Origin of the sequence: Bradyrhizobium sp. ORS 375, from assembly GCF_000239775.1 — a bacterium.
GTDB lineage: Bacteria > Pseudomonadota > Alphaproteobacteria > Rhizobiales > Xanthobacteraceae > Bradyrhizobium.
The window spans coordinates 1-23,056 of the sequence record NZ_CAFI01000048.1; the positions used below are offsets into that span (position 1 = coordinate 1).

The 23,056-nt window shown below is 65.7% G+C and carries 24 protein-coding genes and 1 pseudogene; 18 read left to right on the plus strand and 7 right to left on the minus strand.

The features are described 5' to 3' along the window. Positions 1–137: 137 nt before the first annotated feature. Entirely contained in the window at positions 138–2,390 is a 2,253-nt protein-coding gene (gene parC, locus BRAO375_RS04120) for a DNA topoisomerase IV subunit A (protein WP_009026196.1), read from the plus strand. A gap of 266 nt (positions 2,391–2,656) precedes the next feature. Further along, on the plus strand, positions 2,657–3,631 hold the full coding sequence (locus tag BRAO375_RS04125; protein WP_009026198.1) for a cation diffusion facilitator family transporter: 975 nt from the start codon (positions 2,657–2,659) through the stop codon (positions 3,629–3,631). A gap of 14 nt (positions 3,632–3,645) precedes the next feature. Here the strand turns inward: BRAO375_RS04125 and chrA are convergent, their stop codons facing one another. Together chrA and BRAO375_RS04135 are read right to left on the minus strand one after the other, a co-directional pair. After that, on the minus strand, positions 3,646–5,037 hold the full coding sequence (chrA, locus tag BRAO375_RS04130) for a chromate efflux transporter (protein ID WP_009026199.1): 1,392 nt from the start codon (positions 5,035–5,037) through the stop codon (positions 3,646–3,648). Continuing rightward, on the minus strand, positions 5,034–5,852 hold the full coding sequence (locus tag BRAO375_RS04135; RefSeq protein WP_009026200.1) for a chromate resistance protein ChrB domain-containing protein: 819 nt from the start codon (positions 5,850–5,852) through the stop codon (positions 5,034–5,036). Before BRAO375_RS04135 ends, chrA begins: the two co-directional genes overlap by 4 nt. 197 nt (positions 5,853–6,049) lie before the next feature. Here BRAO375_RS04135 and dmeF point away from each other — a divergent pair, with 197 nt between their 5' ends. From dmeF to BRAO375_RS04155, 4 genes are read left to right on the plus strand one after another with little or no spacing between them, the layout of a single operon-like run. After that, positions 6,050–7,024, plus strand: coding sequence for a CDF family Co(II)/Ni(II) efflux transporter DmeF (gene dmeF / locus BRAO375_RS04140; protein ID WP_009026201.1), 975 nt, complete (start codon positions 6,050–6,052; stop codon positions 7,022–7,024). Positions 7,025–7,060: 36 nt separating this feature from the next. Further along, positions 7,061–7,468, plus strand: coding sequence for an arsenate reductase (glutaredoxin) (gene arsC, locus BRAO375_RS04145; RefSeq protein WP_009026202.1), 408 nt, complete (start codon positions 7,061–7,063; stop codon positions 7,466–7,468). 34 nt (positions 7,469–7,502) lie between these two features. Then, positions 7,503–8,777: an adenylate/guanylate cyclase domain-containing protein gene (locus BRAO375_RS04150; RefSeq protein ID WP_009026203.1), complete on the plus strand. Its 1,275-nt coding sequence runs from the start codon at positions 7,503–7,505 to the stop codon at positions 8,775–8,777. 60 nt (positions 8,778–8,837) lie between these two features. Then, the gene (locus tag BRAO375_RS04155) at positions 8,838–9,272 is read left to right on the plus strand and encodes a universal stress protein (RefSeq protein ID WP_009026204.1); all 435 of its coding nucleotides are present in this window, start codon (positions 8,838–8,840) and stop codon (positions 9,270–9,272) included. On the opposite strand, the gene BRAO375_RS04160 is transcribed toward BRAO375_RS04155, so the two are convergent. Both BRAO375_RS04160 and BRAO375_RS04165 read right to left on the minus strand, forming a co-directional pair. Further along, entirely contained in the window at positions 9,269–10,495 is a 1,227-nt protein-coding gene (locus BRAO375_RS04160; protein WP_009026205.1) for an MFS transporter, read from the minus strand. The two genes, BRAO375_RS04155 and BRAO375_RS04160, sit on opposite strands and share 4 nt — an antisense overlap. 91 nt (positions 10,496–10,586) lie before the next feature. After that, on the minus strand, positions 10,587–11,378 hold the full coding sequence (locus BRAO375_RS04165) for a class I SAM-dependent methyltransferase (protein WP_009026206.1): 792 nt from the start codon (positions 11,376–11,378) through the stop codon (positions 10,587–10,589). Positions 11,379–11,576: 198 nt separating this feature from the next. Between BRAO375_RS04165 and BRAO375_RS04170 the strand changes: the two genes are divergently transcribed. Further along, entirely contained in the window at positions 11,577–12,959 is a 1,383-nt protein-coding gene (locus BRAO375_RS04170; RefSeq protein WP_035638889.1) for an Nramp family divalent metal transporter, read from the plus strand. Positions 12,960–13,037: 78 nt separating this feature from the next. Here BRAO375_RS04170 and BRAO375_RS04175 read toward each other — a convergent pair whose 3' ends face one another. From BRAO375_RS04175 to hemB, 3 genes are all read right to left on the minus strand, one after another. Next, positions 13,038–13,814, minus strand: a complete 777-nt coding sequence (locus tag BRAO375_RS04175) for an arginyltransferase (protein ID WP_009026208.1) — start codon at positions 13,812–13,814, stop codon at positions 13,038–13,040. A gap of 88 nt (positions 13,815–13,902) precedes the next feature. Beyond that, on the minus strand, positions 13,903–14,451 hold the full coding sequence (locus BRAO375_RS04180) for an RDD family protein (RefSeq protein ID WP_009026209.1): 549 nt from the start codon (positions 14,449–14,451) through the stop codon (positions 13,903–13,905). A 188-nt stretch (positions 14,452–14,639) separates the two neighbouring features. Further along, a complete protein-coding gene (gene hemB, locus BRAO375_RS04185; RefSeq protein WP_009026210.1) occupies positions 14,640–15,701 on the minus strand; it encodes a porphobilinogen synthase in 1,062 nt (353 codons plus the stop codon). A gap of 240 nt (positions 15,702–15,941) precedes the next feature. Between hemB and BRAO375_RS04190 the strand changes: the two genes are divergently transcribed. From BRAO375_RS04190 to BRAO375_RS38500, 11 genes and pseudogenes are all read left to right on the plus strand, one after another. Further along, positions 15,942–16,409: a DUF6163 family protein gene (locus tag BRAO375_RS04190; RefSeq protein WP_009026211.1), complete on the plus strand. Its 468-nt coding sequence runs from the start codon at positions 15,942–15,944 to the stop codon at positions 16,407–16,409. A 360-nt stretch (positions 16,410–16,769) separates the two neighbouring features. Further along, positions 16,770–17,282 carry a transcriptional regulator LdtR gene (gene ldtR / locus BRAO375_RS04195; protein WP_009026212.1) on the plus strand — a complete coding sequence of 171 codons (513 nt, stop codon included), beginning with the start codon at positions 16,770–16,772 and terminating at the stop codon, positions 17,280–17,282. Positions 17,283–17,492: 210 nt separating this feature from the next. Next, positions 17,493–17,717: a hypothetical protein gene (locus BRAO375_RS04200; protein ID WP_009026213.1), complete on the plus strand. Its 225-nt coding sequence runs from the start codon at positions 17,493–17,495 to the stop codon at positions 17,715–17,717. An 18-nt stretch (positions 17,718–17,735) separates the two neighbouring features. After that, positions 17,736–17,957, plus strand: a complete 222-nt coding sequence (locus BRAO375_RS04205; RefSeq protein WP_009026214.1) for a hypothetical protein — start codon at positions 17,736–17,738, stop codon at positions 17,955–17,957. A 112-nt stretch (positions 17,958–18,069) separates the two neighbouring features. Continuing rightward, positions 18,070–18,507, plus strand: coding sequence for a hypothetical protein (locus tag BRAO375_RS04210; RefSeq protein WP_009026215.1), 438 nt, complete (start codon positions 18,070–18,072; stop codon positions 18,505–18,507). A 203-nt stretch (positions 18,508–18,710) separates the two neighbouring features. Further along, positions 18,711–20,015, plus strand: a complete 1,305-nt coding sequence (glyA, locus tag BRAO375_RS04215; protein ID WP_009026216.1) for a serine hydroxymethyltransferase — start codon at positions 18,711–18,713, stop codon at positions 20,013–20,015. Positions 20,016–20,028: 13 nt separating this feature from the next. Beyond that, positions 20,029–20,514, plus strand: a complete 486-nt coding sequence (gene nrdR / locus BRAO375_RS04220) for a transcriptional regulator NrdR (RefSeq protein ID WP_006612773.1) — start codon at positions 20,029–20,031, stop codon at positions 20,512–20,514. Beyond that, entirely contained in the window at positions 20,511–21,662 is a 1,152-nt protein-coding gene (ribD, locus tag BRAO375_RS04225) for a bifunctional diaminohydroxyphosphoribosylaminopyrimidine deaminase/5-amino-6-(5-phosphoribosylamino)uracil reductase RibD (protein ID WP_009026217.1), read from the plus strand. Before nrdR ends, ribD begins: the two co-directional genes overlap by 4 nt. Beyond that, positions 21,662–22,270, plus strand: a complete 609-nt coding sequence (locus tag BRAO375_RS04230; protein ID WP_009026218.1) for a riboflavin synthase — start codon at positions 21,662–21,664, stop codon at positions 22,268–22,270. The genes ribD and BRAO375_RS04230 overlap by 1 nt, the downstream gene beginning before the upstream one ends. 181 nt (positions 22,271–22,451) lie before the next feature. Next, on the plus strand, positions 22,452–22,943 hold the full coding sequence (ribH, locus tag BRAO375_RS04235; protein ID WP_009026219.1) for a 6,7-dimethyl-8-ribityllumazine synthase: 492 nt from the start codon (positions 22,452–22,454) through the stop codon (positions 22,941–22,943). A gap of 1 nt (position 22,944) precedes the next feature. Further along, positions 22,945–23,056, plus strand: a pseudogene (locus BRAO375_RS38500) (transcription antitermination factor NusB); the annotation flags it as partial.

The following is a 23,056-nucleotide window of genomic DNA, read 5'->3' on the forward strand; positions in this document are numbered from 1 at the left end:
CCGTTGGATACGGCTCATTCCCCGGCGGAACCCGACGGCCCCGTCATTGCGCCGCGCCGCGTCATCGCATAAAGCGTGTTCCCAAATCGTTCACGTCGGCCCCTGATTTGGGCTAACCCACTGAAAGCTCTACGCGAATGGGAAAATCACTGATTCCGCCGGAGCCCGCGGAGATTCACGAGGTCGCGCTGCGCGATGCGCTGGAGGAGCGCTACCTCGCCTACGCGCTCTCGACCATCATGCACCGCGCGCTGCCGGACGCCCGCGACGGCCTCAAGCCGGTACACCGGCGCATCCTCTACGGCATGCGGCTGCTGCGGCTCGATCCCGGCACGGCATTCAAGAAGTCCGCCAAGATCGTCGGCGACGTGATGGGCTCGTTCCATCCGCATGGCGACCAGGCGATCTACGACGCGATGGTGCGGCTCGCGCAGGACTTCTCGTCGAGGTATCCGCTGGTCGACGGCCAGGGCAATTTCGGCAACATCGACGGCGATAACCCGGCGGCCTACCGCTACACCGAAGCGCGCATGACCGATGTGGCGCGTCTGCTGCTGGAGGGCATCGACGAGGACGGCGTCGAGTTCCGGCCGAACTATGATGGCCAGTCGAAGGAGCCGGTGGTGCTGCCCGGCGGCTTCCCGAACCTGCTCGCCAACGGCGCGCAGGGCATCGCCGTGGGCATGGCGACCTCGATCCCGCCGCACAACGCCGCCGAGCTCTGCGACGCGGCACTGCATCTGATCGAGAAGCCCGATGCCAAGTCGCGCGCGCTGCTGCGCTGGGTGAAAGGCCCGGACTTCCCGACCGGCGGCACCGTGATCGACTCCAAGGAGTCCATCATCGAGGCCTATACCACGGGGCGCGGCTCGTTCCGCGTCCGCGCCAAGTGGAAGCAGGAAGAGGGCAACCGCGGCACCTGGGTCGTCGTCATCACCGAGATCCCGTATCTCGTGCAGAAGTCGCGTCTGGTCGAGAAGATCGCCGAGCTGCTCAACGAGAAGAAGCTGCCGCTGGTCGGCGACGTCCGCGACGAATCCGCCGAGGACGTGCGTCTCGTGATCGAGCCGAAGTCGAAGAACGTCGATCCTGCGCTGATGATGGAATCGCTGTTCCGGCTGACGGATCTCGAGAGCAAGATTCCGCTGAACCTCAACGTGCTCATCAAGGGCAAGATTCCGAAGGTGGTCGGCCTCGCCGAGTGCCTGCGCGAATGGCTCGACCATCTGCGCGACGTGCTGATCCGCCGTTCGAACTACCGCAAGAAGCAGATCGAGAACCGGCTGGAGATTTTGGGCGGCTACCTGATCGCCTATCTCAACATCGACGAGGTGATCCGGATCATCCGCACCGAGGACGAGCCGAAGCCGGTGTTGATGAAGACCTTCAAGCTCACCGAGGTGCAGGCCGAGGCGATCCTCAACATGCGGCTGCGCTCTCTGCGCAAGCTCGAGGAGATGGAGATCCGCACCGAGGACAAGAACCTGCGCGGCGAGCTCAAGGGCATCAACGAGCTGCTCGGCTCCGAGCAGATTCAGTGGGCCAAGGTCGGCGAGCAGGTCAAGACGGTGCGCGACATGTTCGGGCCGAAGACGCCGCTCGGCAAGCGCCGCACCAATTTCGCCGACGCGCCGGAGCACGATCTCGCCGCCATCGAGGAGGCCTTCATCGAGCGCGAGCCGGTGACGGTGGTCGTCTCCGAGAAGGGTTGGGTGCGTACGCTCAAGGGCCACGTCGCCGATCTGTCGAACCTGCAGTTCAAGACCGACGATCAGCTCGGCCAATCCTTCTTCGCCGAGAACACCTCGAAGGTGCTGCTGTTCGCCACCAACGGCAAGTTCTACTCGCTCGACGTCGGCAAGCTGCCCGGTGGACGCGGCCACGGCGAGCCGATCCGCATGTTCATCGACCTCGACCAGGATGCCTCGATCGTGTCGATGTTCGTCACCAAGGGCGAGCGCAAGTTCCTGGTGGCGGCGTCCGACGGCCAGGGGTTCGTGGTCAAGGAAGAGGATTGCGTCAGCAACACGCGCAAGGGCAAGCAGGTGCTGAACGTGACGGCGCCGGCCGAGGCGCGCGCAATCTGCACGGTGACGGGCGATCAGGTCGCGGTGATCGGCACCAACCACAAGATGGTGGTGTTCGGGCTCGACCAGGTCCCGGAGATGGCGCGCGGCCGCGGCGTCCGCCTGCAGAAATACACCAGCGCGCAGCTCTCCGACGTCACCACGTTCGAGCAGAAGCAGGGCCTGGCCTGGAAGGACTCCGCCGGCCGCGACCAGGGGCTGAGCTGGAAGGAGCTTGCCGACTACCGCGGCAACCGCGCCGACGCCGGCCGCATCGCGCAGGGGCTGCCGAAGTCGAACAAGTTCAACCGGCCGATCGAGTGAGGCGGGCGGAGTGACGATCGAATACCTCTTCGGTCTGCCACTCACCGCGACGACAAAAAAGGTCGTCGTCCCGGGCAAGCCCCGCGCGCGTAGCGCGTGGGGCGCCGATCCGGGACCGATAACCCCAGGACGTAGGAAGGGGCAGCTGGAACGACACGCCTGCCAACCAATTGCCCCCGGTGGTTATGGGTCCCGGCGTTCGCCGGGACGACAGCTGAGCCAATGATCAGCACCGCGTGGTAGGTTGTCAGCTTGTAGGTTGTCAGATGGCGCACTCACACCAACATCACGACGACCACGATCATGACCATCTCCATGGTCACTCCCACGCCCATTCTCACTCCCACTCCCACGCCGGCCACAGCCATGCGCCCACCAGCTTCGGCACGGCGTTCGCGATCGGCGTCTCGCTCAACACGGCCTTCGTCATCGCCGAGCTCGTGTTCGGCTACGCCGCCAACTCGCTGGCGCTGATCTCGGACGCCGTCCACAATCTCTCCGACGTGATGTCGCTGCTCTTGGCTTGGGGGGCGCTATGGCTGTCCGGCCGGCGCCCGACCGATCGTCACACCTACGGCTATCGCCGCGCCTCGATCCTGGCGGCGCTGATCAATGCCGGCCTGCTGCTGCTCGTGGTCGGCGGCATTGCCGTCGAGGCGTTCGATCGCCTGCGCAATCCCGGCGAGGTCGCAGGCACCACCGTGCTGTGGGTCGCGGCGCTGGGCATCGTCATCAACGGCGCCACCGCCTTGCTGTTCATGCGCGGCCGCGACACCGACCTCAACATCCGCGGCGCCTACCTGCACATGGCCGCCGATGCCGCGGTGTCGTTCGGTGTCGTCGTCGCGGCGCTTGTGACGATTGGGACCGGCTGGCTGTGGGTCGATCCTGTCGTGAGCATCGTCATCGCGTTCGTGGTGCTGCTCAGCGGCTGGGATCTCGCCCGCGACAGCGTCAATCTCGCGCTCGACGCGGTGCCGCGCGACATCGCGCTGCCGGCGGTGCGTGACTATCTCGCCTCGCTCGACGGCGTCAGCGAGGTGCACGACCTCCACGTCTGGGCGATGAGCACCAACGAGACCGCGCTGACCGCGCATCTGGTCTGCCCCGGCGGTACCGACGATGCCTTCCTGCACCAGGTCTGCGCCGAGCTCTCCCGCCGCTTCAACATCCAGCATCCGACTCTGCAGATCGAGGCCGACGGCAAGCCATGCAAGCTCGCGCCGGCCGACGTGGTGTGAGAGCCGGTGATGCGTCAGCTCACCCCCGCCAGCCTGAGCACAACACCGGCGGCGCAGGACGCGGCGAGCACGGTCAGCATGCCCTGCTTGAAGCGGATGATCGCCACTGCCGCGGCGATTGCCAGCACGAGGGCAGGGACATCGACGCTCGACAGCACGGGCGCGTCGAAGTCGAGGCCGAAGCCGCTCACCGGCACGGTCTTGCGGAACAGCGTATGCAGCGCAAACCAGATCGACAGATTGAGGATCACGCCGACCACCGCCGCGGTGATCGCCCCGAGCGCACCGGCCAGCCCCTTGTTGCCGCGCAGACGCTCGATATACGGCGCGCCGACGAAGATCCACAGGAAGCACGGCGCAAACGTCACCCAGGTGGCGAGCAGGCCGCCCAGCGTGCCGGCGATCAATGGCGACAGCGAACCGGGGTCGCGCGCGGCCGCGATGAAGCCGACAAATTGCAGCACCATGATCAGCGGCCCCGGTGTGGTCTCGGCCATGCCGAGACCGTCGAGCATTTCGGCCGGAGCGAGCCAATGATAGTGCTCGACCGCCTGCTGCCCAACATAGGCGAGCACCGCATAGGCGCCGCCGAACGTCACCATCGCCATCTTGCTGAAGAACAGCGCGATCTGACTGAACGTGCTGGTGGTGCCGGTCGCCGCAACGATCGCGGCGACTGGCACCAGCCACAGCGCGAGCCAGAACAGCGCGGTGAGCAGCGTGCGCCGTGCATTCGGCCTGGCATGATCCGGCAGCACCTCGCCGAGCGCACTGTCGCCATCGCCATTGCCACTGGAGCCATGACCGGCCGCCGCGAATTCGGGCCGTCCGGCGCGCGCGCCGAGATAGCCGATCACGCCGGCGGCGATGATGATCAAAGGGAACGGCACCGCGAAGAAGAAGATCGCGACGAACGCCGCAGCCGCCAGCCCGATCATGACGTTGTTGCGCAGCGCGCGGCTGCCGACGCGCACCACGGCCTGGACCACGATCGCGAGCACCGCCGCCTTCAGGCCGAAGAACAGCGCCTCGACGAACCAGACGTGGCCGAACGCGACGTAGATCCAGCTCAAGGCCATGATCGCGATGATGCCGGGCAGAATGAACAGGCCGCCGGCCATCAGGCCACCTACCGTCCGGTGCATCAGCCAGCCGATATAGGTCGCGAGCTGCTGCGCCTCCGGGCCGGGCAGCAGCATGCAGTAATTGAGCGCATGCAGGAACCGGCTCTCCGACACCCAGCGCTTCTCGTCGACGATGATCCGGTGCATGACCGCAATCTGGCCGGCCGGGCCGCCGAACGACAGCAGTGCCACACGCAGCCAGACCTTGAACGCCTCGGCAAAGCTGACGCCGTGGCCGGCGTCAGCCTCGGTGGGGGCAGTTGATGAGACCAGCTCGGTCATGGCTTCACCTTGTTGGTCGGCCAGTTGTGCGATTCGCCGGTCGCGTCCCGGCACCAGCGATAGAACGCATCATAGAGGCCAAGGCCAGCCTCGAGTTGGGCGAGATCGTCATCGTACATGCGGGACAGACCGAGCGATGCGGCGAGCAGGCCCGGCGCCTCCTGGCTGAGATCGAGCCGGGCGGTATCGGCCGCCCGGACGATCAGAGCAAGGCGCTGCAGGGCAGGGAGCGCCAGCCCGAATTCCTCGACCATCACGTCGAAGGTGCAGAGTTCGCCGCGATGGCTCCAGAAGGTGTTCTCGACATCGAACGGCGCTGCCTGGAAGCGTTCGGCGACCGCCATGACCTCGGACGGCGCGACGTACAGAAACACGGCATGCGGATCGACGAAGCGGCGGATCAGCCAGGCGCAGGCGATGCGGTCGATCTTCGGCCGGGCGCGCGTCACCCAGACGGTCCGTCCCTCCGCATCGCGCGGCGGCAACCTGGCCACCGGAACGAGCGGCAAAGCAGCCGACTTCCAGCCCTCGAAGCCGCCCTCGAGGTTTTCGGCCGAGGCCTTGGCGACGCGCAGCCAGGCCGCCGCGCCATGCGACAGCTTGGCGCCACGCTGGCAGATCACGATGACGGCGCGGCCGGTGAAGTCCCCGCTCCACTGCGCGGTCTCCAGCGCGGGGCGCCTGATCGCGCCGGGAATGAGCCGTGGATCGGCGGCGAAATCCTCGTCGGTGCGAACGTCGATCAGGATCGGCCCCTGCGGGGTTCCGATCAGACGGCTGAGCTTGTCAGGAGAAATCGATGCGAAGGATGACATGATGCGTCCTCGTGTCAAAATGACGGGACGCGATACTTGGGCCTGTCGCCTCGTGGGGAGATCGCGATGTCCCCATGTGGAACATTACAGCGGAACAGGTTTGCGCTGTCAATCGCGGTGCAGGGTGATTACTTCGCCCTGTGGTAACGTGAGTGCCGCGCCCTCCGGGGCGCCGAGAGCGATGAGGAGAACGGCCGATGCCGTCACAAGCCGATCATTGGGCGCATGATCACATCTTCCTGGGCGCCCAGCACGAGCGCAACGAGCGCCGCACCTGGGTCGTGGTCGGCCTGACGCTGGTGATGATGGCCGGCGAGATCGCGGCCGGCTCGCTGTTCGGTTCGATGGCGCTGCTGGCCGACGGCTGGCACATGGGGACGCATGCGGCCGCGCTCGGCATCGCCGGGCTCGCTTATCTGTTTGCCCGACGGCACGCCCGCAATCCCTCCTTCACCTTCGGCACCGGCAAGTTCGGCGAACTGGCGGCGTTCTCCAGCGCGCTCATCCTGCTGATCATCGCGGTCCAGGTGGCCTATGAGAGCGTGGTCCGGCTGCTGAGCCCGCAGCCAATCGCCTATGGCGAGGCGATCGCGGTGGCCGTTCTCGGTCTGCTCGTCAATCTCGTCAGCGCGTGGCTGCTGGCCGGCGAGCACGGGCATCACCATCATGGCCATTCCCACCACGCCGAGCATCACCATCATGATCACGGCGACCATCATCACGATCACGACCATCACCATGGCCACCACGACAACAATCTGCGCGCCGCCTATCTGCACGTGCTGGCGGACGCGGCGACCTCGTTGTTGGCGATCGGCGCGCTGCTGATCGGCATGTATTTGGGCTGGAGCTGGGCCGACGCTGCTGTCGGCCTGGTCGGCAGCGCCGTGATCGCCAGCTGGGCCTTTGGGCTGATCCGCGATGCCGGTGCGGTGCTGCTCGACGTCAATGGCGACCGGCGGCTGGAGGCGACGATCAGGGCGCGGTTGGAAGCAAGCGGCGACCGCGTCACCGACCTGCATCTGTGGCAGGTCGGGCCCGGTCATCGCGCCGTCGTCGTTTCGATCGTCTCTAATTCACCTCTGGCGCCGGCCATGTACAAGCAGCGCCTGAGGGATCTGCGCGGCTTGAGCCATGTCACCGTCGAGGTGGAGCAAGGTCTGCATGCCTGAGACCTGGATATCGATTGAAGTTGGGGGCCTGTTTCGATGACTGTCACGATCTTTCACAATCCGGCCTGCGGCACGTCGCGTAATACGCTGGCGATGATCCGCGCCTCCGGGGAAGAGCCGGATGTGATCGAATATCTGAAGACGCCGCCGACTCGCGAGCAACTGGTCGCGCTGATCAATGCGATGGGCGTGAAGGTGCGCGACGTGCTGCGTGAGAAGGGGACGCCCTATGCCGAGCTGGGACTCGGCGATCCCAAATGGACTGACGACCAGCTGATCGAGGCGATGCTCGTCCATCCCATCCTGATCAACCGGCCGATCGTGGTGACGGGCAAGGGCGCGCGGCTGTGCCGTCCGTCCGAGCTCGTGCTCGACCTGCTCGATCATCCGGTGTCCTCGTTCACCAAGGAGGATGGCGAGGTGGTGAGCTGGACCGCGACGTGACCTCTCCCGAACGCAGCGTTGACGAGTTGGATATATGGACCTCACCGCCCGCCTCGATCTGATCAACTGGCTCGTCGCCCAGAGCCTGACCGGACGGCGGGAGAACGACATTCTGCGCGGCTTTTGCGAGCGCTGCCGTGCGGCCGGGCTCGAACTGTCCCGCGGGCTGACCTTCATCGACACGCTGCATCCGATCTTCGAAGGGCGTGGCTTTCGCTGGAACGAGACCGCCAGCAACGAGTCCGACAGCTTCGAATACGGCTCGAGCAACGACGGTGAAGCCGCGCAGAACTGGCGCCGCTCGGTGTTCCACCACATGCTGGAAAAGGGCCATGACGAGTTCAGCATCGACCTGACGAATTGCGGCCATCTCGACTTCTCGATGATCCACGACCTCTCGGCCAAGGGACACCGGCACTTCCTCGCTTTCGTGCATCAGTTTGGCGAGGCAGGGACGCTGGGCCAGATGGATTGCTTCTATTCCTATTGGCTGACGCGGCGCGACGGCGGCTTCACCGAGTTGCAGATGGCGGCATTGCGCGACCTCATTCCGCTGCTGGCGCTGGCGATCAAATCCGCGCAGCAGGTCGATATCGTCCGCACGCTCGGACGCGTCTATCTCGGCCGCGACGCCTCCGAGCAGGTGCTGCGTGGCCGCATCTCCCGCGGCGTCACCGAGCGCATCACCGCGGTGCTGTGGTTTTCCGACCTGCGCGGCTCGACGGCGATTTCCGAGAGTATCTCGCCGGACGAGATCATCCCGCTGCTCAACGACTATGCCGAGGCGTCGATCGAGGCGATCTACGACTCCGGCGGCGATGTGCTGAAGCTGATCGGCGATGGCGTCTTGGCGATCTTCACCGGCGGCGACATGGGCGCGGCGCGTCAAGCGGCGCTGCGCGCCGAGCACCGCTTCCGGCTCAACATCGCGAGGCTGAACGCGCGGCGCGCCGGCGAGGGCCGTCCGGTCACCTCCGCCTATGTCGGCCTGCATCTCGGCGAGGTGTTCTACGGCAACATCGGCAGCGACGACCGGCTCGATTTCACCGTCGTGGGGCCGGCGGTGAACGAGGTCAGCCGCATCGCCTCGATGTGCCGCTCGGTCGATCGTGAGCTGCTGGCGTCCTCGGAGTTCTGCGCGGGGCTCGACGAGGAGGGACGCCGCTACCTCGTCTCGACCGGCCGCTACGCTTTGCGCGGCATCGGCCGCGCGCAGGATCTCTACACGCTCGATCCGGAGATTGCGGCTAATCCATCGGCGACGCGGGCTTATGAGAGCTATCTGTCGGACGAGATGTCGCACCCTTGACCCACGTCAATGCCCGCCAGATGCGAGTCTGCCCAGCATCATCCGCCGGGAGACAAACGCATGTACAAGCATATCCTGCTGCCGACGGACGGTTCCGATCTATCCAAGGCCGCGATCAAGCACGGCGTCGCGCTGGCCAAGGCGACGGGCGCCAAGGTCACCGCGCTGGTGGTGTCGACGCCGCTGCATTCCCTCGTCGTCGATCCCCACGCCGCGACCAAGGCGCTGGCGCAATACAAGTCGCTGGTGGCCGATCAGACCGCGAAATATCTCGATCACGTCAAGGATGACGCGGAACAGGCGGGGGTCAGCTGCGCCACGCTCTGCGTCGAGCACGACAAGCCGTATGAGGCGATCGTCGAGACGGCGCGCAACGAGGACTGCGACCTGGTGCTGATGGCCTCGCATGGACTGCGCGGCGTCTCCGCGATCCTGGGCAGCGAGACGCTGAAGGTGCTGACGCATTCGAGCGTGCCGATCCTGGTCTATCGCTAGACTGCCTGCGGCTCCGGCTGACGCGCGATCGCAACCGCGGGCGAGGTGAGGATGACCAGCGCCTGCAGGCCAAAAATAGCGGCAGCGAGATAGAGGCAGGCGTCGGCGCCGTAGCGGCCGCCGACGATGGCCCCGAGCAACGAGCCCAGCGGGCGGGCGCCGTAGCTCAGGATGTTGATCGCCGAGACGCGTCCGAGCAGCCCCGCCGGCGTCACCGACTGGCGCAGGGTGGTGGTCGAGATCACCCAGAGGATCGGTCCGGCGCCGAGCAGGAAGAAGCTCAGCGCGGAAAGGAGCGGAGAGGGAACCAACGTCGTGAGCGCCATCACCAGCGCTGCCACGAAGCCGGTGACGGGACCCAGCCCAATCACGGTGCCGAACGGCAGTCGCCGCAGCACACGCGTCGCCAGCAGCGCGCCGCAGACCATGCCGATGCCGAACATCGACATCACCGTGCCGATGCCTTCCGCCGACAGGCCCAGCCGGCGCACCGCATAGGGCACGAACACCGCGAGCAGCAGGAAGTGCGCAGTGTTGAAGATGAACTGCGTCACGAACACCGGCCGCAGCAGCGGATGGTTCAGCACGAAGGCGGCGCCTTCCTTGATGTCGGCGATGGGATGGCGGCGCGGCACTGCGGTGCGGGCGGGCTCATTGATGCCGGCGAGGCAGAGGGTGGCGATCAGCGACAGCGCGGCGGCGACGCCGAAGGCGGGCGCGCCGCCGATCCAGCCGACCAGCATGCCGCCGAGCGCGGGACCGGCGGCGAAGGCTGCGGTGCGGGCGAGCTCGATCCGCGCATTGGCGGCGGCCAACTGCGTCGGGGGGACGAGGCTCGGCACCAGGGCCGGCGCGGCGACACTGAACACGACCGTGCCACATACGGCCGCGAAGCCGAGCAGCGCGAGCAGTGGCAGGCTGAGACCGCCGGTCGCAAAGGTCACGACGATCACAAGCAGCGCCAGCGCCCGCAGCGCTTCAGCCGCAGCCATCAGCCGCCGGCGCGGCATGCGGTCGGCGAGCAGGCCGGCGGGAATCGCGAACAACACGAACGGCGCCGTCAGCGCCGTCTGCAACAGGCCGGTCTCACCCTCGCCGACGCCGAGCGCCAGCACGGCCACGATGGGCGCAGCGGCGAGCGCGATCTGCTCGGCCGATTGCGCCGTGAGGTTGGACCAGGCGAGACGATGGAAGCTGGCGGGCAGGGCGGAGGACGGCAGCATGTCGGGAGAACCTGAGGTGATGATGCGACCATCATCGGTGCCAAGTCGCGTCGCGCCCACCCGCTTTCCGATCACTCCGCTCGCGCGCCGCTCAGGCTGTCCCCGACGCTTCCGCGAGCCCCCATTGCTCCGGCAACGTGCGGAACGCCAGATGCGTGCCGGCATTCAGCGGCGCCGTCTTGAAGCCGAACCTGTGCCAGGCGAGCGCTAGCGCATGCTTGGTGTAGATCGAGATGTGACCATTGCGCGGGCCGATGTACCACCACGACATGCCCTGGCTGTCGAAATCGTCCGGCTGGGTCAATGTCGAGTAGAACACCGCGCCCGGTTCGGCGACGCACGCCGCCATGGCGCCGATCGCCGCCAGCGGATCGGGCATGTGCTCGAGCGTCTCGAAGCAGGTCACCAGATCGAACTGGCCGTCGGGGCGGGTCGCATGCTCCGGCACCATCGGGTCGTAGGTGACGGCTTCGGCAAAGCCATGGGCGCGCAGGTTGGTGCAGAACACATCGTTGCCGCCGCCGAAGTCCAGCACGCGCATGCCGGCTTTATGCGGCGCCCAGAAGCGCGCGACGGCCGCTGCATTGTCGGTGGGACGCTTGACCCGATAGTCTGGATCCACGGCTTCATAGCCGTCGTTATAGATGTGGATCTTGAACTGCTCGATGCTCCAGTCATCAAAGGCGTCCGTGAACAGGAAGCCGCAATCGGCGCAACGACGATAATAGACCGGCACGCCGGTCAGCGGGGCACGAGACGCCTGCGTGATCTGGCAAGGACGGTTCATGTCGACCACCCCATAGAGGTCGGCGGGACCGTCACAGATCTTGCAAGGCGCTGAGGCGTTCGAAACGGGCCGGAGGCCGAGTTGAGCAGCGAGCATGTTGGTTTCCGCCAATGGGATCCTGACGACGTGATGGCCGGGGCGCCGCTGTCAGGTCGGATACGAATCAGCAGAGCCGAGCAGTTGCGATGATGGGGCGGTATGCGAATATTTCCACCGGCGCTGACCGGTATCGCTTGGATCATCCGCTCTTGCAAATAAGTTGCATTAAAGGTCGGTTTCGTTCAGAATGATGCAATGGACGCAAAATCGTCAGACCTTTCGCAACTCCATGGCCTGGTTCAGTCGAGCGAGCGCCTGATGGCCGATGGATGGCGCAACGAGCGCGGCGAGCCGTCGCTGGGGGACATGTTCGCCTCGGTGCGAACCTCCGCGAAAGGCTCGCTGTGGCGAAAGCTGATCGCCTTTCTCGGTCCCGGTTATCTGGTGGCAGTCGGCTACATGGATCCCGGCAACTGGGCGACCTCGCTCGCCGGTGGGTCCAAGTTCGGATACGTGCTGCTATCCGTCGCGCTGCTGTCCAACCTGATGGCGATTGTGCTGCAGTCGCTGTGCACCCGGCTCGGTGTGGCGACCGGCCGCGACCTGGCGCAGGCCTGCCGCGATTCCACCCCGCGCTGGGTGTCGGTGCCGCTATGGCTGTCGGCGGAGATCGCGATCACCGCGACCGATCTGGCCGAGGTGATCGGTACGGCGATCGGCCTCAGTCTGCTGTTCGGCCTGCCGCTGTCGATCGGCGTCTGCGTCACGGCGCTCGACGTCTTCCTGATCCTGGCGCTGCAGGCGTTCGGCTTCCGCTGGATCGAGGCCTTTGTGGTCGCGCTGCTCGGAATCATCGCGCTGTGCTTCGCTATCCAGATCGCCATGGCGCAGCCGGACTGGGCTCAGGTGATCAAGGGCTTTGTGCCGAGCAGCCAGCTGATCGCCAATCCCGAGATGCTCTATTTGGCGCTCGGCATTCTCGGCGCGACCGTGATGCCGCACAATCTCTATCTCCATTCCGGGCTGGTGCAGACCCGCGGCTATGGCGACAGTCCGGAGGAGAAGCGCGAAGCGATCACGCTCTCCACAATCGATTCAACGATCGCGCTGTGTCTGGCCCTGACCATCAACGCCTCGATTCTGATCCTGGCCGCGGCGACGTTCCATCGCACCGGGCAGCACGATGTCGCCGAGCTCGACCAGGCGCATTCATTCCTGGCCCCACTGCTCGGGTCGACGCTGGCGCCGACGCTGTTTGCGATCGCGCTGCTGTGCTGCGGCCTGAACTCGACCATCACCGCGACCCTGTCCGGGCAGATCGTGATGGAAGGCTTCCTGCATTGGCGGATCGCGCCCTGGCTGCGCCGCCTGATCACCCGCATGATTGCCATCGTGCCGGCCGTCGTGGTGACGATCTGGGCCGGCGAGAAGGCAACCGGGCAGCTTCTGATCCTCAGTCAGGTCGTGCTCAGTCTGCAATTGCCGTTCGCGATCGTGCCGCTGGTCTTGATCACGGCGAGCCGCGCCAAGATGGGGCAGTTTGTGGCACCGCGCTGGCTGACGGCGATCGCCGGCTTGATCGCGGTCGCGATCATCGTGCTCAATGGGAAGCTGGTATGGGACCTGGCGACCGGTTGAAGAGGACGGATAAGCGAATATGGGGCAGCGAAAAGGAATGACCTTTATCCGCTGCTGGCGACCTTCTATTCGCGCGCCTCACTCCTGCGGCTCGGGCGCCGCACCATCCTCAGCATCGACGCGCAGCCAGCCGGCGGCGGCCAGCCGCTGTTGCGGCAGATAGCGGCTCTTGTAGTCCATCTTCTTGGAGCCCTCGATCCAGTAGCCGAGATAGACGTAAGGCAGCCCCTGGCGTCGGGCGCGCGCGATGTGATCGAGGATCATGAAGGTGCCGAGCGAGCGCGTGGTCTCGGACGGGTCGAAGAACGAATACACCATCGACAGCCCGTCGCTGAGCACGTCGGTCAGAGCCACCGCGACCAGCTCGCCGCCGCGGGCGTTCGGGCCATTGCTCAGGTTCCGCTTGCGGTACTCGATGATTCGCGTCTCGACATGGCTGTCCTCGACCATCATGGCGTAATCGAGCACCGTCATGTCGGCCATTCCGCCGTGACGGTGGCGCTGATCGAGATAGCTGCGGAAGATCGAATATTGCTCTGATGTCGGCACCGCGCTGCGCTGCTCGCCGACCAGATCGGAGTTGCGCGCCAGCACCTTGCGGAAGTTGCGCGAGGGGCGGAATTCGTTGGCGATCACACGGACCGAGACGCAGGCGCGGCACTGATCGCAGGCGGGACGGTAGGCGATCGACTGGCTGCGGCGGAAGCCGCCATGGGTCAGGAGGTCGTTGAGATCGGTCGCCTTGTCACCCACCAGATGCGTGAACACCTTGCGCTCCTGTCGGCCCGGCAGATACGGGCAGGGCGACGGCGCGGTCAGGTAGAATTGCGGGGTGTCACGCGAATGCTGGGTCAAGGAACGTCGTGAGCCTCCGAGGCCATTGTGAACAGAATTGCGCTCCGAAGGCGGCGGGTCAATCGCTTTTGATGCGCCACCTGAGGTCTCACCATGTGCGGGCGGGTTCGCTCAGCTGCGCCCGCACCGACGTGTTGATGACGACGGTGCCGAGCACGAAATCATGCAGCAGCCGACGGCGTCCGTTGAACAGTCCGACCAGCAGCACGAAGGGCGACAGCACCGACACCGAAATCCAGAAGCACACCGCGTGCACGGCACCGAGCACAAAGTACCCCGGGGCGCCGTACCAGGTGCGCAACTCCAGATCCATCATCCGCATGCCGATCGTTGCCGAGTTCGGGCCGCCGATGGTGGCCCCGTAATAGACGATGGCCCAGATCACCGCGGCCGGCGACACCAGCCAGAACAGTGCCCAGCCGAGGCCGAGCGTGACGATGCCGAACAAAAAGATGAAGATCACCCCCAGGATCACCGGCACCGAGAGCACCAGCAGATCGATCAGGAAGGCAATCATCCGCCGCGTCAGCACGCCGCGAAACAGCTCCGGCTGCTGAGTGGGATCATACGCATGCGGCCGTACGCCCGGTCCACCGGTGGACCAGCCGCCGCCATTGCCGGGGCCCGTATACGCCATCGAAGTACCCTCCCGAATTGGCCACCAGGACATGGGAACAACGCAGGCGCTTGCAAGGGGCGATCCTTGCAACGCGCGCGGCAAATTTTCGGCAATCTCGCGATTTATGGGGCCGGGGCGGCCAACCTTTCCGACAGCGGCGGGCGTGGCGCCCGTCGCGACGAGCCAAGCGGCTCAGCCTTTTCAGCTCAGCTTTGGCGGCGCAGCCGCTCGGCGGCCTGGGGCGCGAAATAGGTGAGCACGCCATCGGCGCCGGCGCGCTTGAAGGCGAGCAGGCTCTCCATCATCGCGCGGTCGCCGTCGATCCAGCCGTTGTTGGCGGCCGCTGCGATCATCGCGTATTCGCCCGACACCTGATAGGCGAAGGTCGGCATGGAGAAGGTGTCCTTCACGCGCCGGACGACGTCGAGATAGGGCATGCCCGGCTTCACCATCACCATGTCGGCGCCCTCGGCGATATCGAGCTCGACCTCGCGCAGCGCCTCGTCGGTATTGGCGCTGTCCATCTGATAGGTGCGCTTGTCGCCGGTCAGCGTCTTGGCCGAACCGATCGCGTCGCGGAACGGGCCGTAGAAGGCAGAGGCGTATTTGGCCGCGTAGGCCATGATCTGCACGTCGAGGAAGCCTGACTGGTCGAGCGCCTGGCGGATCGCGCCGACGCGGCCGTCCATCATGTCCGATGGCGCGATGATGTCGCAGCCGGCTTCGGCCTGCACCAGCGCCTGGCGGACCAGCACCGCAACCGTCTCGTCGTTGAGAATGCGGCCGTCCCGAATCAGGCCGTCGTGACCGTGGCTGGTGAACGGGTCCAATGCGACGTCGCAGAGCACACCGATGTCCGGGAACTCTTTCTTGATTGCGCGCACCGCCTGGCAGACCAGATTGTCGGGATTGCAGGCCTCCGAGCCGTGCTCGTCGCGCAGCGACGGGTCGGTGTAGGGGAACAGCGCGATGCAGGGGATGTCGAGCTTGGCGGCGCGCTCGGCGTCACGGACGATCTCGTCGACGCTCAGCCGCTCTACGCCGGGCATCGAGGCGACGGTGCTGCGGGTCCGGTCGCCCTGCACGACGAACAGCGGCCAGATCAGATCGTCGGTGGTCAGGACGTTCTCGCGGACCAGGCGGCGGGCCCATTCGGCCTTGCGGTTACGGCGGGGGCGGATGGTCAAATCGAGCACCGGCGGGGTTCCCGTGGCGGGGTTACGCGCGACGTCGCGCACATCGATCGGGCGCCCGAATTTGATCGCCATGGGGTGCTGGCTCCTTGAGCTGGCCGGCGAGCCGGATTTTGATTGTTGGTATTCCAACAATCTGTAGCACTTTGCACGCTGCCCGTCACTTGACCTGACGCAAGCGGCCCGGGTTGATTTCCGCCCCGGTTGGTTTCACGGTGCCGGCCGGCCGAAACTCCTGGCCAAGAATCGCCATCCTCCTGGTCTTGAGAGCCCCGATGTTCCCGATGACGACGTGCCCGACCTGCGCGAGCTGCCATGCCTGAGATTCCCTCGGCGCGGGATCTGGCGCGCGACAACGCCGCGATGTCGATTGCCGCGATGTCCTCGGACCGGCGGGAAGGCGATGACAACGTCTGGACCCGCCGGCTGGTGCTGTTCCTGCGGGTGATGGCGATGCTGTCGATTGCCAAGGGGCTGTATCATTGGGCGCAGGTCACCGGCTTCATCGGCGGCGAGGACGACGCGTTCGAGAACCAGGCCATGGCCTGGCAGGCCGCAACCGTCTACTTCGCAGTGATCGAGCTCGTGGCCGCTGTAGGCTTGTGGCTGGCGACGCCGTGGGGCGCGGTCGTGTGGCTGACCACGGTCGTGTCGATGGCCGTGATCGAGCTGATGTTTCCCGGCATCTATGGCGGCAATCTCGCGGTGGTCGCCGGCGAGGCGCTCATGCTCGCCGCCTATCTCGTTCTGGCCTGGATGGCCGCGCGCGAGCGACCACCGTAGGTGGTGCGTTCCATTCGTTGCACGGCGTAAATCTTTTCAGCGCCCTGCAAGTAATGTTTCGAACACCTTAAGGCCGCCTGCCACAGCTGTTACAGAGACCTTAGCGGCGCTACCCAAGCGTGTTTTGGAATGCGACAGGTGGGTAAAACAAAACGCGAACATCGCGCCTCGACCGTCAACGGACTCTTGCAAAAGCCTCTGTAATTACTGAATTAAAAGACGATTCACTCTCCGCGATTCATTCTCTCTTTATGCTCTTATTTAAGGCGATCTTCAAAGCACCCCCCTTAAGTTCGCTCTATCAGACGGGACAAAAGTTTCGTCGAATAAGTCGACAAAAACGACGACAGGGGAAGTGTCATGATGAAAGCCGTTGCGACGGCCGTGGAGACTGCTGCGCCGGGCCAGGGCGGCACCGTGCAGTCGTTGTATCTGGAAGCGCTGACGCTGGTGGAGCGGCTGCACCGCCGCCTGCTCGACGTCATCAAGGACGAGTTCGACCGCCGTGGCCGTTCAGATATCAATTCCGTCCAGGCGCTGCTGCTCTATAACATCGGCGACAAGGAGCTGACCGCGGGCGAGCTGCGCACGCGCGGCTACTACCTCGGCTCCAACGTCTCCTACAATCTGAAGAAGCTGGTCGAGCTCGGTTTCCTCGATCACCAGCGCTCGCGCGTCGATCGCCGCTCGGTCCGCATCCGCCTGACGCCGCAGGGCCAGGAGATCCGCCGCATCGTCGACGCGCTGTATCAGAAGCACGTCAAGACCGTGGAGCAGGTCGGCGGCATCTCGGGCGAGGAGTTCTCCACGCTCAACAAGTCGCTGCATCGCCTCGAGCGGTTCTGGACCGACCAGATCCTGTATCGGCTGTGATCTGCGCACATCGTTTCGGCTGAGCCGGCTTCCGCTATCGGAATCAAGACCGGCCAAGCCGTTGATCGTCTGAATTCGACCTGGCGTCGGCCCTTGCGGGCCGGCGCTTTTTCTTGTGGTCGCGCCGCACTTGTTCGCGCTTGCGAAAAACATGCGTTGCGAACTGGAACCAATCGCGCCTCCACGACTTGTCCCGCCGGAGGTCGGATCATGCTGCACGATCGTGGAATGCAGGTCATGAACGTGGAGGTGGTCGCCGACTCCTACGCGATCGCCGCCAATTATTTGCACCTGTCTGGAGCGTTGCCGGACACGATCGCGCCGAATGAGCAGCTCGTCGACATCATCGTGCAGCTGATCCACCGCGGAGAATTCAACAAGCTCAGGCTCGCGAACAAGGCGATCTCGATGTTCGAGATGGCCCGTCAGGCCTGATCATCAAGAGGGGATGATATGGAAGCCGCCATCGATCGCATCATGCATACGTACGACCTGCTGGCGAACCGCACCGCTGCGGCCAGCGAGGAAGCGCGCCAGAAGGTCAGCGCCTACATCCAGACGCTTTTCGAGGCAGGCGAGCGCGACCCGCACCGGTTGACCGTGTGCGGCCTGACCTATCTGCGCCAGCTCGATGGCCGCGTCGATCCGGTGAAGGCGGGCTACACCGGCCTGTGATGTCCTGCGCGGCGATGCTCGCGCCGCGCGGTTGCCTCATGATACCGACAACCTGTATGAGACCGTCCGGTTTCATGCAGGTTGTTCGTTTTTTGGGGGCGAGATGTTCGGAATGTCGCGCACGCTGTTCGTGCCGCTGCTGATGATGGCGACCTGCTCCCAGAACGAAACTCCGGCAACCAACGCGACGCACGTGGCTGCCGCAGCGGTGATGGTCGAGAACCCGACCAAGATCGGGGAATGCGCCGAGCGGGCCATCGCCTCCATCTCGACCCGCTTCAACGAGAAGCTGCCGTCCAGGCCGCCCAGACCCGGCAAGGATGGCGGCAGCTTCGTGCGGTACACCAGCAAGGACACCCAGGTGTCCTACGACTGGAGCGCAGCATTGGCGCATTCCAAGATCGGCGACCGCGTCCGGATGTGCCTCGTTTCCATCCCCAAGGACTGCCCGCCGGGTGATGACCGCGGCCGCGTCTACGAGACCACCAATCTGAGGACCAACGAGTCCTGGACGATGCCGGATGACCCGCATACGTGCGGCGGGGCCTAGGCTTCGGCTGGTCTTTTGTCTGCCGTGCGTCCACCATATCTGGCATAAAGTCCGGGCTAGACCCGCAACGGCTGGCCTGTTCCTTCGCCTGTCCCTTGGCCTGCCGCCGCCCGTATGGTAGAGGGCAGGGGTCTTTTCCGACCGCCTTCACCGAACCGACCGCAGACCGCCTAAGGTCTTGCGGACGTGGAGATATTCCGCCGATGACCGCTTCCAGCGCCAAGCCCGCTTCGTCCGTCGATTCCTTCTTCTCCGCCACCCTCGCCGAGGCCGATCCGGAGATCGCCTCCGCCGTGAAGGGCGAGCTCGGTCGGCAACGGCACGAAATCGAGCTGATCGCCTCGGAAAACATCGTCAGTCGGGCGGTCCTGGAGGCCCAGGGCTCGGTGATGACCAACAAATACGCCGAGGGCTATCCGGGCGCGCGCTATTATGGCGGCTGCGAATGGGTCGATGTCGCCGAGAACCTCGCGATCGACCGCGCCAAGAAGCTGTTCGGCGCCAACTTCGCCAACGTCCAGCCGAACTCCGGCAGCCAGATGAACCAGGCGGTGTTCCTGGCGCTCTTGCAGCCTGGCGACACCTTCATGGGCCTCGACCTCGCCGCCGGCGGCCATCTCACCCACGGCTCGCCCGTCAACATGTCCGGCAAGTGGTTCAAGGCCGCGCATTACACCGTGCGTCGTGACGACCACCTGATCGACATGGATGCGGTGGCGAAGCAGGCCGAGGAAGTGAAGCCCAAGCTGATCATCGCCGGCGGCAGCGCCTATTCGCGCCCGTGGGACTTCAAGCGCTTCCGTGAGATCGCCGACAGCGTCGGCGCCTATTTGCTGGTCGATATGGCCCACTTCGCCGGCCTCGTCGCCGGTGGCGTCCATGCCTCGCCGGTGCCCTATGCCCACGTCACCACCACGACCACCCACAAGTCGCTACGCGGCCCGCGCGGTGGCCTGATCCTGTGGAACGACGAGCAGTTCACCAAGAAGTTCAACTCGGCGATTTTCCCGGGCCTGCAGGGTGGTCCCTTGATGCACGTGATCGCCGCCAAGGCGGTGGCGTTCGCAGAAGCGCTGCGGCCGGAGTTCAAGACCTACGCGAAGAACATCGTGGAGAACGCGAAGGCGCTGGCGGAATCGCTGCGCGCGCAAGGCTTCGACATCGTGTCCGGCGGCACCGACAACCACCTCATGCTCGTCGACCTCCGGCCGAAGGGGCTGAAGGGCAACGTCTCCGAGAAGGCGCTGGTCCGCGCCGGCATCACCTGCAACAAGAACGGCATTCCGTTCGACCCCGAGAAGCCGTTCGTCACCTCGGGCCTGCGTCTCGGCACGCCCGCGGCGACGACCCGCGGCTTCGGCGTAGCCGAATTCCAGCAGGTCGGCAGCCTGATCGCCGAGGTGCTGAACGCGATCGCGCAGGCGCCGGATGGCAGCGCGCCGCTGGTGGAAGCCGCGGTGAAGGAGAAGGTGAAGGCGCTGACCGACCGGTTCCCGATCTACCAGTAAGGCTTAAGGCGACATGCGCTGCCCGAGCTGCAACAGCCTCGATACGCAGGTGAAGGACTCCCGCCCCACCGAGGATTCCTCGGTGATCCGGCGACGGCGGGTCTGCGTCACCTGCAACTTCCGCTTCACGACCTTCGAGCGGGTGCAGCTGCGCGAACTCACCGTCATCAAGCGCAACGGCCGCCGCGTGCCGTTCGACCGCGACAAGCTGATGCGCTCGGTGCAGATCTCGCTGCGCAAGCGCTCGGTCGATCCTGAAAGGGTCGAGAAGATGGTGTCGGCGATCGTGCGCGAGCTCGAGAGCGGCGGCGAGTCGGAGGTGTCCTCGGAGGCCATCGGCGAGATCGTGATGGAGCATCTGCGCGACCTCGACGACGTCGCCTATGTCCGCTTCGCCTCGGTTTATCGCAACTTTCGCGAGGCCAAGGACTTCGAGGCGGTGCTCGGCGAGCTCTCGGCGGAGGACGAAGCCCCGCGGCTGGCGCCGGTCCGCAAATGATCTTCCGGGTGCTGGTCGATCAGGTCGGCGAGAAGCTCAAGGCGCAGAAGGACGCCGATCGCCGCTACATGCAGCTCGCGCTGACGCTCGGCCGTCGTGGCCTCGGGCGCACGTGGCCAAACCCTGCGGTGGGCGCCGTTGTGGTCAAGGACGGCGTGATCGTCGGCCGTGGCTGGACCCAGCCGGGCGGCCGGCCGCATGCCGAGCCGGAAGCGCTGCGGCGCGCGGGCCAGGCGGCCAAGGGCGCGACGCTCTATGTGACTTTGGAGCCGTGCTCGCATGTCGGCAAGTCGCCGCCCTGCGTCGATGCGGTCATCGCCGCCGGCATCAGCCGCGTCGTCTCTGCGATCGAGGATCCCAATCCGGAGGTCGCGGGGCAGGGGCATGCCAAGCTGCGCGCGGCAGGCATTCAGGTCGAGGTTGGGCTGTGCTCGGCGGACGCCAAGCGCGACCATGCCGGCCATTTCCGGCGCATCCGCGATGCCCGGCCGCACGTCATCCTCAAGCTCGCGGTTTCCGCTGACGACAAGATTGCTGCCGCCGGCAGCAAGCCGGTCGCGATTACCGGCGAGACCGCGCGGACGCGCGTGCATCTGCTGCGCGCCCAGAGCGATGCTATCCTGATCGGCGTCCGCACCGCGATCGCTGACGATCCCTTGCTGACCTGCCGGCTGCCGGGCATGGAGGCCCGCTCGCCCGTCCGCGTCGTGCTTGATCCGATGCTTCGGCTGCCCATGACCAGCCGCCTGGTGCAGTCAGCGCGCACCACGCCGCTCTGGATGGTCGCCTCAGCGCTTGCGGAGCCCGCGGCGGCGACCAAGCTCGGTGCTGCCGGTGCCCAGGTGATCCGCGTGCCGCCGCAGGCGGAGCCCTCGGCGCTGGAGCCGCCTGCGGTGCTCAAGGCGCTCGCCGACAAGGGCATCACCCGCCTGATGATCGAAGGCGGCAGCCGCGTCGCATCGTCTTTCATGCAGAGCGGCTTGGTCGATGAGATCTGGCTGCTGCGCGGTCCGGGCGAGATCGGCGCGGACGGGATTGCTGCGCTGGACGCATTGCCGCTGACCGCAATCACGCAGTCGCCGGCCTATCGGGTTCGTGCTAGCGAAACGCTCGATCCCGACACCCTTACGATTTACGAGCGCGTGTAATGTTCACCGGCATCGTCACCGACATCGGCGAGATCGTCAGCCTGACGCCGCGGACCGAAGGCAAGCTGCACCGGCTGCGGATCGCCTGCGCCTATGACCAGGCCACGATCGCCGATGGTGCATCGATCGCCAACAATGGCGTCTGCCTCACGGTTGTGCAGTCGGGCACAGCCGACGGGAAGACGTGGTTCGAGGTCGACGCCGCCGCTGAGACGCTCGCACTGACCACGGCCCAGCACTGGCGCGTCGGGACGAAGCTCAACCTCGAGCGGGCGCTGAAGATCGGCGACGAGCTCGGCGGCCACATCGTCTCCGGCCATGTCGACGGCATCGCCACCATCGTCAGCCGCGAGAACCTGCCGGATATGGCGCGGTTCGTGTTCAAGACCACGCGCGAGCTGGCGCGCTTCATCGCCACCAAGGGCTCGATCACCCTCGACGGTGTCTCGCTCACGGTCAACACCGTGGACGAGGTGACCTTCTCGGTCCTGATCATCCCGCATACCCTGAGCGTGACCACACTGTCGTCCTGGCAGGCCGGCAGCGAGGTCAATATCGAGGTCGACCTGATGGCGCGCTACGCGGCGCGCCTCACGGAAATGAAGTAGCCTCCGCGCGAGGCTTTCCGTCTTGGCTTTGCCGGCGCTCGCGCCTACAAGGCCAGCCCTCATGACGAGGCGGCGCTGATGCGCCGGTTCGCAGCATGAGGCCAATTTCATCTCGCCTTTCGCGATGCGGCCGATTGGCCGCTCCAGAGGCGAGGCAGCTGAAGACAATGGAAACCGAACCATGGCAGACGCACGGCGCGCGCCGCTCAAAGACCAGACCGACATCACCGGCGCTCGCGCGCTGATCGTCGAGGCCCGCTTCTACGACGACATCCAGGACGCGATGCTGGAGGGCGCGACCGCCGAGCTGAAGGCGGCCGGCGTGAGCTATGACGTCCTCACCGTCACCGGATCGCTGGAGATCCCGGCGACCATTGCCATCGCGCTCGATGCGGCTGCCAAGACTGGCAAGCCTTATGATCTCGCGATCGCGCTCGGCTGCGTGATCCGCGGCGACACCATTCATTTCGAGATCGTCTCGCAGGAGTCCTCCCGGGCGCTGATGGACCTGTCGGTCGCGCGTGGACTGCCGCTCGGCAATGGCATCCTGACCGTCAACAACGAGGACCAGGCGTGGGCGCGCGCCCGCGTCTCCGAGATGAACAAGGGCGGCGATGCCGCCCGCGCCGCGCTCGCCGTGCTGCGCATCAAACGCCGTCTGTCGCGAGGCTGAGATGGCCGAGAGCAGCAACAGACCGTTCAAGGGCCCGATCCGCGCCAACACCGACCGCAAGGCCAACCGCCGCGGCGCCGCGCGTCTCGCCGCCGTCCAGGCGCTCTACCAGA

Coding starts and splice junctions, on each gene's coding strand:
- parC (WP_009026196.1), top strand. CDS start 138: ATGGGAAAATCACTGATTCCGCCGGAGCCCGCGGAGATTCACGAGGTC.
- BRAO375_RS04125 (WP_009026198.1), top strand. CDS start 2,657: ATGGCGCACTCACACCAACATCACGACGACCACGATCATGACCATCTC.
- chrA (WP_009026199.1), bottom strand. CDS start 5,037: ATGACCGAGCTGGTCTCATCAACTGCCCCCACCGAGGCTGACGCCGGC.
- BRAO375_RS04135 (WP_009026200.1), bottom strand. CDS start 5,852: ATGTCATCCTTCGCATCGATTTCTCCTGACAAGCTCAGCCGTCTGATC.
- dmeF (WP_009026201.1), top strand. CDS start 6,050: ATGCCGTCACAAGCCGATCATTGGGCGCATGATCACATCTTCCTGGGC.
- arsC (WP_009026202.1), top strand. CDS start 7,061: ATGACTGTCACGATCTTTCACAATCCGGCCTGCGGCACGTCGCGTAAT.
- BRAO375_RS04150 (WP_009026203.1), top strand. CDS start 7,503: ATGGACCTCACCGCCCGCCTCGATCTGATCAACTGGCTCGTCGCCCAG.
- BRAO375_RS04155 (WP_009026204.1), top strand. CDS start 8,838: ATGTACAAGCATATCCTGCTGCCGACGGACGGTTCCGATCTATCCAAG.
- BRAO375_RS04160 (WP_009026205.1), bottom strand. CDS start 10,495: ATGCTGCCGTCCTCCGCCCTGCCCGCCAGCTTCCATCGTCTCGCCTGG.
- BRAO375_RS04165 (WP_009026206.1), bottom strand. CDS start 11,378: ATGCTCGCTGCTCAACTCGGCCTCCGGCCCGTTTCGAACGCCTCAGCG.
- BRAO375_RS04170 (WP_035638889.1), top strand. CDS start 11,577: ATGGACGCAAAATCGTCAGACCTTTCGCAACTCCATGGCCTGGTTCAG.
- BRAO375_RS04180 (WP_009026209.1), bottom strand. CDS start 14,451: ATGGCGTATACGGGCCCCGGCAATGGCGGCGGCTGGTCCACCGGTGGA.
- hemB (WP_009026210.1), bottom strand. CDS start 15,701: ATGGCGATCAAATTCGGGCGCCCGATCGATGTGCGCGACGTCGCGCGT.
- BRAO375_RS04190 (WP_009026211.1), top strand. CDS start 15,942: ATGCCTGAGATTCCCTCGGCGCGGGATCTGGCGCGCGACAACGCCGCG.
- ldtR (WP_009026212.1), top strand. CDS start 16,770: ATGATGAAAGCCGTTGCGACGGCCGTGGAGACTGCTGCGCCGGGCCAG.
- BRAO375_RS04200 (WP_009026213.1), top strand. CDS start 17,493: ATGCTGCACGATCGTGGAATGCAGGTCATGAACGTGGAGGTGGTCGCC.
- BRAO375_RS04205 (WP_009026214.1), top strand. CDS start 17,736: ATGGAAGCCGCCATCGATCGCATCATGCATACGTACGACCTGCTGGCG.
- BRAO375_RS04210 (WP_009026215.1), top strand. CDS start 18,070: ATGTCGCGCACGCTGTTCGTGCCGCTGCTGATGATGGCGACCTGCTCC.
- glyA (WP_009026216.1), top strand. CDS start 18,711: ATGACCGCTTCCAGCGCCAAGCCCGCTTCGTCCGTCGATTCCTTCTTC.
- nrdR (WP_006612773.1), top strand. CDS start 20,029: ATGCGCTGCCCGAGCTGCAACAGCCTCGATACGCAGGTGAAGGACTCC.
- ribD (WP_009026217.1), top strand. CDS start 20,511: ATGATCTTCCGGGTGCTGGTCGATCAGGTCGGCGAGAAGCTCAAGGCG.
- BRAO375_RS04230 (WP_009026218.1), top strand. CDS start 21,662: ATGTTCACCGGCATCGTCACCGACATCGGCGAGATCGTCAGCCTGACG.
- ribH (WP_009026219.1), top strand. CDS start 22,452: ATGGCAGACGCACGGCGCGCGCCGCTCAAAGACCAGACCGACATCACC.